The following is a 9,509-nucleotide window of genomic DNA, read 5'->3' as shown; positions in this document are numbered from 1 at the left end:
GGGGTGGGGGGGGCGCCTCGTTTTGGCTCCAGCGGCGGGGGTGGGGTGGGTGCTTGGGGGAAAGTCCGTGAGGGGAACCCTGAGGGACTCAGAGTCCCTCAGGGTTCCCCTCACGGACGTCAGCAAAAGGTCGCAGGCCAATGCCGCGCAGCTTAAGCTGCGCGGCATTGGGTTCTAACCGGGATTAACGCTCACGAGGCCCGAACCCCCCGCGATCCCGGACAACAACTCGCCCATGTCCACCACCACACGCGGCTCGCCGCCGTTCAACGGCACCGCCGTGATCCGGCCGCCGAGGTCGGATACGTAAGCGACTTCGGCGTCCACCGCCAAGCCGATCGCCTCGGTGAATCCGCTCGCCAGAATCTCCGGCTCGGCGCCCTTCTCCTCCGGACCGGGGATCGGCGCGCGGTTCAGTGTGTTTCCCTTCGGAGCCGCACCGCGGTCGGTCCAATACAGGTACCCGCCATGGATTTCCAGGTCGATCGGTTCCGGCAGGTGATCCCACAGGGTCTCCACGTCAGACCGGTCGCGAGCGGTCTCATCTGAAGGAATCTCCAGCCCAGCACGGAAAATCCGTCCGACGCCGCCCTTGGCCGGACCCTTTTGCGTCCAGTAGAGGTGCGTCGAGTCCACAGTTACGCCGACGCATTCCTGCGTTCCGCTGTCGTCCGGCTCGTTCACGATCAGATCCGTGAGCCCAGTTCCATCCGGACGCACCCGGGTGATTCGGTAGCCTTCCCGGTCTCCCCAGTACAGGGAACCGTTGTACGCCAACTGTTTCCCAGTGGTCAGAGTTCCATTCGGGACAATATCGCGCGCACCGGTGCCATCGAATGACACTGCGTGCAAGCCACCGTTGCGGGCCGAGTAGTCCAGGCCAGCTTCGCCCGGCACGGAAGGGTCGCGCGTAGGCATGCCCATGGTGGTCCAGTAAACAGTCCCCTCGGCGACCACAACGCCATCCGGCGAGACACCAGCATCTTTGTACAGCGGGGTAACCTGCCCGTCGGGAAGTCCGACGCGGTAAATCGTCCCGGTGCGAATGCCCAGCACTACCAGTTCGCTGAACATGTCACCTCCACTCTGGACGGTGCGATCCCCTCGGGATCAAAGGATTCGTGTAATAGCCCGGAGTTTCCGACATCCGGATCTGCTCGGTGACACCGCGATACCGGCCGAGCGGCGTGTCCGCGGTGAAGGTCTCGGGGTCGAAGTATTCGTGCCCGGGAGCGACACCGGCGACTTCAGCGGCGTAGCCCTTGTCGAAGATTCCCAGGCTCAGCAACCACAAGGCGACGCGAGTCAAAGAAACCTGCACCCGATAAGAACCGCCCCATTCCGCGCGGAGCATCAGGGCGCGCAGGATTCCCAGCTGCAGGAACCACGACGTGATGTAGTCGTTCACCACCGGCACCCCAGGCAGCGACGGGACCCCGCCCTCGCCTTCCAGCAGCATGACTCCGGACAGGCAACCGGCGGTCTGGTCGAAGCCGACGCGGCCGGACCACGGGCCGGTGCTGCCGTTGAGCGTCACTTCGGCGTGGATGATCCCGGGGCGGATTTCGGCGGCGGTTTCCGCGTCGAGGCCGTGCCGCGCGAGGTATCCCGGACGGCGATTGGCGTAGAAGATGTCGGCACCGGTGAGCAGCCAGTGCATTCGCTCTTGATCGGCCGGGCGGCGGAAGTCGAGCCGGGTGGAGCGAACGCCTACATTGGACGTCGCGTACAACACCGGGAGTTCGTATTCGCCCGGATCCCAGACGTTCAGCACGTCCGCGCCGTGCAAAGCCAGCGCACGGCCACAGCCAGCGCCAGCGATGATGTGTGCCCGACCCAGCGCGCGCACTCCTTCGAGCGGCGTAGAAGGGTTGGGGTGCAACGGTTCCGGCGGACTGTCGCCGATCCGCTCGACGATCACCGGCGGCATCGTCGACAGCACTGACTGGTACTGCTCGGTCGCCATCAGCTCTTCGGTCGTGCGCACCACCGGCATGATGACGCCAGCGGCCTCGGCGGCGTCCTCCAGCTCGAACGAGTTCCACTGCGAGATCGCCTGCTGCACCAAGGCATCCCGCTCCGGAACACCGAGCAGCGCGGCCGCGTCGTTGCGCAGTTTCGGATACGGGCTGATCGGGTGCACCCAGCGTCCGTCCGAAGTGGAGTAAAACCGATCCGTGCCGAAGGCAGGATCAACGCGCGCCGGGTCGCCTTGCGGGTAGCCGTCGAGCAGTTCCCATTTCTTGTCGTAGAACGGGCACAGCCGGTGCGGCGCGGTCCTCAGGTCCATCGAAATGTCCTGCCCGCGTCCGCCGCGCAGCTGCCAGATCTTCGCCACCGCGACGGATTTCGCCGCCAGCGCGATGGAAGTCGCCCCGGCCAGGCGCAGTGCGCCCGGCAGGACCGGGTCGGCTCCGGTGAATTCGATCCGGCCTCCGGCGTCGGATTCTTGCAGGCCGACTGAGCCAAGGAGATCGGCCAGCGGCTGGTGCGGGTCGTACTCGTCGGTGGCGGCTGGCTTGGCGAGCGCGGCTTCGAGCTGCTCGGTGAGAGTCATTCTTTCTCCAGCGCGTCCAGCAGCGCGCGGGTACGACCGTCTCGCGCTTCGACCCGCGACGAGTAAGTGTCCGCGGTGCCGTAGGTCTGTTCGACCTCGTCGATCACCGCGTCGAGATGCTCCCGGTCCGGGCGGCCGATCTCGAATTTCATCTGCGAGCCGACGTGGGTCACCAGGTGCCGGATCCCGTCCGGGCCGCCGCCGAGGTGCATGCTCTCGAACGGCCCGATGGTCGCCCACCGCGGCCCGAGCGAGGCCTTGACCAGCTCGTCCAGGTCCGCCGCGGAGATCACGCCCTGCTGCACGAGGTACATCGCCTGATCGTTGAAGACCTTCTGCAGCCGGTTCCCGACGAAGCCGGGCACTTCCTTCTTCAACGTGATCGGCTTCTTGCCCAGCCCCCGGTAGACCTCGACAGCCTTCGTCACGGTCTCCTCGGAGGTCGAAACCCCGGGCACCACCTCGACCAGCGGCATCAGTTCGGGCGGGTTGAACGGGTGCCCGATCACAATCCGCGAGGCCGCCGCGTTGCCCTCGGCGATCACCGAGGGCAACAGCGACGACGAGGAGGACGCCAGTACTACGTCGTCGCGCGTGGCGGCGGCGAGCGTCGCGAACATTTCCCGCTTCAGCTCGATCCGCTCCGGGCCCGACTCCTGGACGAAGTCGGCCCCGGCAGCGGCTTCCGCGAGGTCCGCGACTGCCGTGGCGGGCAGCCCGGCGAGGTCTCGAGCGACGATTTCCCGCAGGTCCGGGCGGGGATCGGTGACGCGCACCGTCCAGCCCGCCTCGGCGAACAGCCGAGCCCACGAAACTCCGATGACCCCAGCGCCGACGATCGCGACGACCGGCATGGCGCGCTCCTTTCTCAGGCGGTGACCGCGTCCGCGTTGTTGAGCAGCGCACTCGGCGGCGTCAGCAACGCGTCCGACGCTAGCGCGCGGCGACGGGCCGCGCTCACTCCGCCGTAACTCTCCGTAATGGCAATGAGCCGCGCCGCGTGGTGCGCGACCTCTGATTCGTAAGTCATTCCGATCCCGCCGTGCAGCTGGACAATCTCCTCGGCGGTCGCGGTCGCCGCGTCGGACACGAACACGAACGCGTCGTCGGCCACGGCGTCGAGGTCCACTGTGGACGCACCCTTGTCGTACGCCTCGACCGTCGCGGTGGCCCACAGCGCCAGCGAACGAGCCAGCTCGACCTTCGCGTACAGATCGGCGGCACGGTGCACGAGCGCCTGGAACGCCGCCAGCGGAACGCCGAACTGCTTGCGGGTCTTGAGGTATTCGACGGTCATCGCGAGCCCGGTCTCCATCAGGCCGATCGCCTCGCCAGTCACCGCGATCCGCGCCCGCGAGAACGCGCGACGCAACGCAGCCGGGGCGTCGGAGTCCGCGGTGCCGAGCAGAACCGCCGGTGTACCAGCGAATTCGACCTGCGACGTGTGACCCCAGTCCGCGGCCCGGCCGTCGACCCGAGTGATGCCTTCAGCGGTCGCCTCGACCAGGTACACCCCGGTGCGGCCGTTCTCGTCGACCGCGGTGACCAGGAATTTGTCGGCCTGATCGGCGTTGCGCACCGGCGACTTCACGCCAGTCAGCGCGGAACCGGCCGCCGCGACCGACGGCGCGACGCCCCACGGACGTCCCGGCTCGGCGTGCGCGACCGCGATCGTGGTGCCACCGGCCGCGAGCACCGGCAGCAGCGCCTTGACCTGGTCGTCAGTGCCCAGTTCGGCGATGATCCACGACGGCAGGAACACGCCGTCGAGCAGCGGTTCGGCCGCCGCGTGCTTGCCCATCGCCTCCAGCGTGGCGTAGACCTCGACCGGGCCGGCGTCGGCGCCGTCGTGGTCGGCGGAGATCGGGAGGCCGGCGAGACCCAGCTCGCCGAGGGTGTTCCAGACCTGGTCGTTCCAGCCGAGTTCGCTGCTCGTCGCGGCCGCGCGGCCGCCTGCCGGGTAGCCGCGGCCGACTGCCGTGTCGACGGTCTCGAACAGCAGCTTCTGGTCTTCGTTGAATTCGAGGTTCATGAGTCGCCGTCCCTTACAGACCGAGGATCGTCTTCGCGATGACGCCGCGCTGGATTTCGTTGGAGCCGCCGAAAATCGACAGCTTCCGCTGGTTCAGGTACTGCGCCGCAGCCACCACGGCGGCTTCGTCGGCCTGCACCGGCGACTCGGTGTCCAGCAGCATGCCGTCCGAACCGGCCGCGCGCATGCGCAGCTTCGTGAGCGCCTGCAGGGTCTGCGTGCCCTCCATCTTCAGCAGCGACGACACCGGGCTCGGCTGGCCGTTTTCCGACGCAGCGGTCACCCGCATCTGAGTCGCTTCGAGCGCGAGCAGCGTGGTCTTCGCGGTGTGCATGGCGGCGCGGAACTCGGCGTCGTCAGCGAGCGGACCGTCCTCAGTGGGCAGATCGGCGGCCGCGGCGGCGAGGTCGGCGAAGATCCGCTGTCCGGTGCCGACCTGGGCGATGCCGTTGCGCTCGTTGCCGAGCAGGAACTTCGCGTACGTCCAGCCCTTGTTCTCCTCGCCGACGAGGTTCTCCGCCGGGATCACCACGTTGTCGAAGAAGAACTCGTTGACCTCGGCGGACCCGTCGACCAGCTTGATCGGACGGCGCTCGATGCCCGGCGTGTTCAGGTCCAGCAGCAGGAAGGACAGGCCCTGCTGCTTGCGCGGCGCGTCCGGGTTGGTCCGCGCGAGCACGAACATCCAGTCGCCGTACTGGCCGAGCGTGGTCCAGGTCTTCTGTCCATTGAGGACGTAGTGGTCGCCGTCGAGCTTCGCGGTGGTGCGCAGCCCGGCGAGGTCCGAACCGGCCTCCGGCTCGGAGAAGCCCTGCGACCACCAGATGTCGAGATTCGCGGTGGCGGGGAGGAACTTCTGCTTCTGCTCCTCGCTGCCGAACTCGGCGATGATCGGGCCGACCATGCTCGCGTTGAAGGCGAGCGGCTGCGGCACCGCGTTGCGCTGCAGTTCGGAGGCGTAGATGTGGGACTGCGTCGGGGTCCAGTCCTGGCCGCCCCACTGCGTCGGCCAGTGCGGCACGGCGAGACCGTGCTCGTTCAGGATCCGCTGGCTCGTGACGATGTCGTCGCGCGTGATCAGGCCGAGTGCGCTGCGCTTGCGAATTTCCTCCGGAATCGCGCCGAGGAACACCTCCCGCAATCCATCCCGGAACGCGAGGTCCTCTTTAGACAGTTCGAGATCCATCGATCAAACCCCTTCAGTGGTGCGTACGGCTCCGACGACTTCGGCGGTGCTCGCTCCGGCGCGTTCGGCGTGCCTGCGGAACCCGGCCGGGGTCCGCGAGAAATGCAGCGGGCTCTCCACTACGCGGATCGTCCCCTCGGTCGGGTGTTCCCGCTCGGTGATCAGCCCGACTTCCCGCACGTACGGGTCGGTCGGCAGGTCGGCGATGTCGACGACGACCGCGTACGGAATGTCGCGGGAGGTCAGGTACTCCTCCCACTCCGCGGTGGTGCGGCTGGCGGAGTTGGCCAAGACCTTCTCCACCCCCGCGGTGAAAATCTCCCGGTCGATCACCGGGGAGTCCCAGGCCGGATCGGCCGCGGCGTCGTCGAGGCCGGCGCCGATCAGCAGCGTCCGCACGGCGTCGTTGGTGTAGGGCACCGCGGAAATCGCGCCGCCGTCGGCCGTGCGCATGGCCGCGTGCGTGTCGCTGAGCGAAAGCGGGTTGCCGACGTCGCCGGCGGCCGGGACGAAGACGTCGCCAGCGAGGTGTTCGACCAGGTTGACCGCGATCATCGCGTCGGCCATCGCCAGTTCGACCTGCTGACCCTTGCCGGTGCGCTGCTGGTCGAAGAGCGCGGCGAGCACGCCGTTGAGCAGGTACAGCGCGGCGGTCTTGTCGGCGATGAAGGTCGGGACGAACTGCAGCGTGCCGCCCGCCCGGTCCTGCAGGCTGACCAGGCCGGACGTGGCCTGGATGACCTCGTCGTAGGCGGGCCGGTTGGCGCGCGACGAGCCGGGCGCGAAGCCTTGGGCGTGGGCATAGACGAGGCGGGGGAAGCGTTCGCGCAGCTGCTCGTAGCCGAGACCGAGCCGGTCGAGCGCGGCGGCGCGCATGTTGGTGACGAGGACGTCGGCGTCGGCGAGCAGGGCGAAGAGGTCTTCGCGGCCGGCGGGGTCCTTGAGGTCGAGTTCGATGCTGCGCTTGTTCTGGTTGACCTGCATGTACAGCGGGGCCATGCCGGGCGTGCGGCCGGTGTTGGCCGGCGAGTGCCGGGCGACGTCGCGCAGCGGTTCGACCCGGATCACGTCGGCGCCGAAGTCGCCGAGGATCTGCGTGGCGTACGGGCCCATCACCGCGGACGACAGGTCGAGCACCTTAACCCCGGAAAGCGGTCCGGTGGCATCCATCTTCGCGGTCCTCCCGTTGACGATCTTTGCTTCAGCACTGACGCTAAGCGCTTGCTCACCAGAAGGGAATGACCGAGTGCATCAGATCGGTATGACCACGGTGATAACACCGTGGGTACGCTGCTCAGCGTGGAGATTCACCACCTGCGGTACTTCCTCGCGGTCGCGCGCGAGCTGAACTTCACCCGTGCGGCGCGGGCGTTGAACATGTCCGTGCCGCCGCTCAGCCAGCGCATTCGCGACCTCGAACGCGAACTGGGCGAGCCGCTGTTCGACCGCTCCACCCACCACACCCGGCTGTCCGAGGCAGGCGAGGCGCTGCTGCCGCTCGCCGAATCGGTCGTTTCGGGCTTCGACGCCATTCCGGCCCGGATGCGCACCCGCGACCAGCGCGCCGACGTCCGCCTGGCCATCCCCGACGTGCTCAATCCCGCGCACCGCCGCCAGCTCAGCGAATCGATCCGCGCACTGGACGGCTCCTACCGGTTCACGTTGCGGCAGATGCCATCGCTCGGGATGGAATCCGCGCTGCTCAGCAACTCGCTCGACCTCGCTGTGTCGCACCTGGGCACTTCCGACGACCGGCTGTCCACGATCGTGCTTTACCGCGAACCGCTCGGTGCCGTGGTGGACGCGTCGCGGTTCCCCGACCGGACCTCGCTCACCCTCGCCGACCTGCGCGGATTCCAGTATCTGCAGGGTCCGCGGCACTGGGATCTCGGCTCCCGGCGGGCCGAGCAGCTCGCCGCCAAGGGCGTGCTGGTCGATCCGGAGGCGCAGTTCTCCGACGTCAGCGGGCTGTTGATCTTCTTGCGCAGCACCAAGAGCTTCACCCTCGCGCCGGTCGAATCCGCGACGGCGCTGGCACTGGACCCGAACGAATGCGCGGTCCTGCCGGTCGACGATCTGGCCGCCACGCTGACCACGTTCCTGATCCGGCGCACCGCCGACACGCGGCTGGACCCGGTGGTCGAGGTGCTGCGGCACGCGCGCGTCTCGTGAGCGCCTGAACCGGTATTGCCGCTCACGACCCCTACACTCGCCACAGTGGACCCCGTCGGCCAGCTTCCCGCGGCACTGGCTCCGGTGTGGCAAGTGGTGCACGCCAGGCTCTCGTCCGGACTTCCGGTCAGCCGCGTCCGGGTCGGCCCGCTCGATTCCGAGCAGCAAACGGCCGTCGCCGACCTGCTCGGCCTGGCACAGTTTCCCGGCGAGTACACGAACATCGCCCTTGCCCGGCTGGACGAGGCCCTTCGCGAAGCCGTCGGAGCCGGGGCGCGCGAAGTCGTCGCGAGGCTGGTCGGCCCGATCGGCAACCGCGCCGAGGATCGCCGGACAGCCGCTGAGGCCCGCGCGGGTCTGTGGGATTGGCTGGACGGCCATCCCGTGGTCACCGCACAACCGGCCTTGCGGTCCTGGACGGCGGGCATTCGCCGGGCGGGCTTGATCGAGAGCTCGATCGAACGCACCCGGCTCGAACTCGAACACGCGCTGCGCGTGCTTTCCGAACTGCCGGCCACGGGGGTGCCGCTGCCGGTATTCGCCGATTCCGTGCTCGACGCGACTCATGCGCTGGACGACGGCACCCGCACCGCGAATCTCGTCCTCAAAGCCCTGACCGCGATCTACGACGTGCCGCCGCCGGCGGACGCGCCGGAACGCCGAGCGCTGTGGGAACGAGCGGGCATCGCCGACGACGAACTGTCGTCAACCGTGCTCGCGGCCGGGCTCCGGCTCCCCGGCGACCACGTCGTCGGCCGGATCCTCGACGCGTGCCGCGACGCGGGAACCGCGGCAGTCTTGACGTTGCAGCAGCTCCGCGGCAGCAGGCTGACAGCCGCGCCGAGCGCGGTCTGGGTGTTCGAGAATCCCAGCGTGCTGGCCCTCGCGCTGGCTCGCTTCGGCAGTTCCTGTCCTCCGCTGATGTGCACCTCCGGCTGGCCGAGCAGCGCCGGAGTCGCCTTGTTGAAGCAGCTGGCGAAAATCGGAACAGTTCTTTACTACCACGGTGATTTCGATGGCGACGGGCTGCGAATCGCCGCGAATGTCGTAGCCCGAACCGGTGCGAAGCCCTGGCGGATGACGAGCGCCGACTACCTCGCCGCGGTCGCCGACGGCCCTCCGACGGGACGGGCGACCCCGGTTCCCTGGGATCCGGAACTGGCGAATCACCTGGCTGAGCAAGGAAAAACGGTGCCGGAAGAGCGCGTCGCGGACAGCCTTTTGGACGAGATCATCGAGCACCTGTCTCCGCCGCGGCCGGGTCCGGGGCGTGATGCGGAGGTCCGAGAGGGGAGCCCTGAGGGACTCAGAGTCAATGCCAGGAACTTAAGGCTGTGATGCGGCCGTGCTTCCGGCGTGTTTCCACAGCTCAGGCTGCTCGATCCGGTTGAACGCACGTCGCCGTCGGCCCAGACCCGGGAGCGGAAGCCGGGTTGTGGTCCGTGAGGGACTCCTTGAGGGAATCAGATTCCCTCAAGGAGTCCCTCACGGACTTCAAGACCCGGTCACAGGGTGACAAATCGAGCAGGTCGGCACTATTGACGTCCTTTGTGGACGGCCAG

At 68.0% G+C, this 9,509-nt stretch carries 8 protein-coding genes; 2 read left to right on the top strand and 6 right to left on the bottom strand.

Features of this window, described 5'->3' with window-relative positions; all coding sequences use genetic code 11:
- Positions 1 to 174: 174 nt before the first annotated feature.
- Genes ABZX37_RS24735 through ABZX37_RS24710 form a run of 6 tightly spaced genes read right to left on the bottom strand, consistent with a single transcriptional unit; the run spans position 175 to position 6,945 of the window.
- Entirely contained in the window at positions 175 to 1,074 is a 900-nt protein-coding gene (locus ABZX37_RS24735) for a hypothetical protein (protein ID WP_354743238.1), read from the bottom strand.
- A 1-nt stretch (position 1,075) separates the two neighbouring features.
- The gene (locus ABZX37_RS24730; protein WP_354743236.1) at positions 1,076 to 2,557 is read right to left on the bottom strand and encodes a CoA transferase; all 1,482 of its coding nucleotides are present in this window, start codon (positions 2,555 to 2,557) and stop codon (positions 1,076 to 1,078) included.
- Positions 2,554 to 3,411, bottom strand: a complete 858-nt coding sequence (locus tag ABZX37_RS24725) for a 3-hydroxyacyl-CoA dehydrogenase NAD-binding domain-containing protein (RefSeq protein ID WP_354743234.1) — start codon at positions 3,409 to 3,411, stop codon at positions 2,554 to 2,556. The genes ABZX37_RS24730 and ABZX37_RS24725 overlap by 4 nt, the downstream gene beginning before the upstream one ends.
- Positions 3,412 to 3,425: 14 nt before the next feature.
- Complete coding sequence (locus ABZX37_RS24720; RefSeq protein ID WP_354743232.1) at positions 3,426 to 4,589, bottom strand: acyl-CoA dehydrogenase family protein; 1,164 nt, start codon at positions 4,587 to 4,589, stop codon at positions 3,426 to 3,428.
- A 13-nt stretch (positions 4,590 to 4,602) separates the two neighbouring features.
- Positions 4,603 to 5,775: an acyl-CoA dehydrogenase family protein gene (locus tag ABZX37_RS24715; protein ID WP_354743230.1), complete on the bottom strand. Its 1,173-nt coding sequence runs from the start codon at positions 5,773 to 5,775 to the stop codon at positions 4,603 to 4,605.
- Positions 5,776 to 5,778: 3 nt separating this feature from the next.
- Positions 5,779 to 6,945, bottom strand: coding sequence for a CoA transferase (locus ABZX37_RS24710; protein ID WP_354743228.1), 1,167 nt, complete (start codon positions 6,943 to 6,945; stop codon positions 5,779 to 5,781).
- A 129-nt stretch (positions 6,946 to 7,074) separates the two neighbouring features.
- Between ABZX37_RS24710 and ABZX37_RS24705 the strand changes: the two genes are divergently transcribed.
- Entirely contained in the window at positions 7,075 to 7,947 is an 873-nt protein-coding gene (locus ABZX37_RS24705) for a LysR family transcriptional regulator (protein ID WP_354743226.1), read from the top strand.
- A gap of 45 nt (positions 7,948 to 7,992) precedes the next feature.
- Positions 7,993 to 9,285 (top strand): TIGR02679 family protein, encoded by a 1,293-nt coding sequence (locus tag ABZX37_RS24700; RefSeq protein ID WP_354743224.1) that lies wholly within the window; start codon positions 7,993 to 7,995, stop codon positions 9,283 to 9,285.
- Positions 9,286 to 9,509 lie beyond the last annotated feature (224 nt).

It is taken from the genome of Amycolatopsis sp. NPDC004079 (assembly GCF_040610415.1).
Taxonomy (GTDB): Bacteria; Actinomycetota; Actinomycetes; order Mycobacteriales; family Pseudonocardiaceae; genus Amycolatopsis; species Amycolatopsis halotolerans.
The sequence above is the reverse complement of the archived record's forward strand: the minus strand, read 5'-3'. Positions and strand labels throughout refer to the sequence as shown.

Coding starts and splice junctions, on each gene's coding strand:
- ABZX37_RS24725 (WP_354743234.1), bottom strand. CDS start 3,411: ATGCCGGTCGTCGCGATCGTCGGCGCTGGGGTCATCGGAGTTTCGTGG.
- ABZX37_RS24720 (WP_354743232.1), bottom strand. CDS start 4,589: ATGAACCTCGAATTCAACGAAGACCAGAAGCTGCTGTTCGAGACCGTC.
- ABZX37_RS24710 (WP_354743228.1), bottom strand. CDS start 6,945: ATGGATGCCACCGGACCGCTTTCCGGGGTTAAGGTGCTCGACCTGTCG.
- ABZX37_RS24715 (WP_354743230.1), bottom strand. CDS start 5,775: ATGGATCTCGAACTGTCTAAAGAGGACCTCGCGTTCCGGGATGGATTG.
- ABZX37_RS24730 (WP_354743236.1), bottom strand. CDS start 2,557: ATGACTCTCACCGAGCAGCTCGAAGCCGCGCTCGCCAAGCCAGCCGCC.
- ABZX37_RS24735 (WP_354743238.1), bottom strand. CDS start 1,074: ATGTTCAGCGAACTGGTAGTGCTGGGCATTCGCACCGGGACGATTTAC.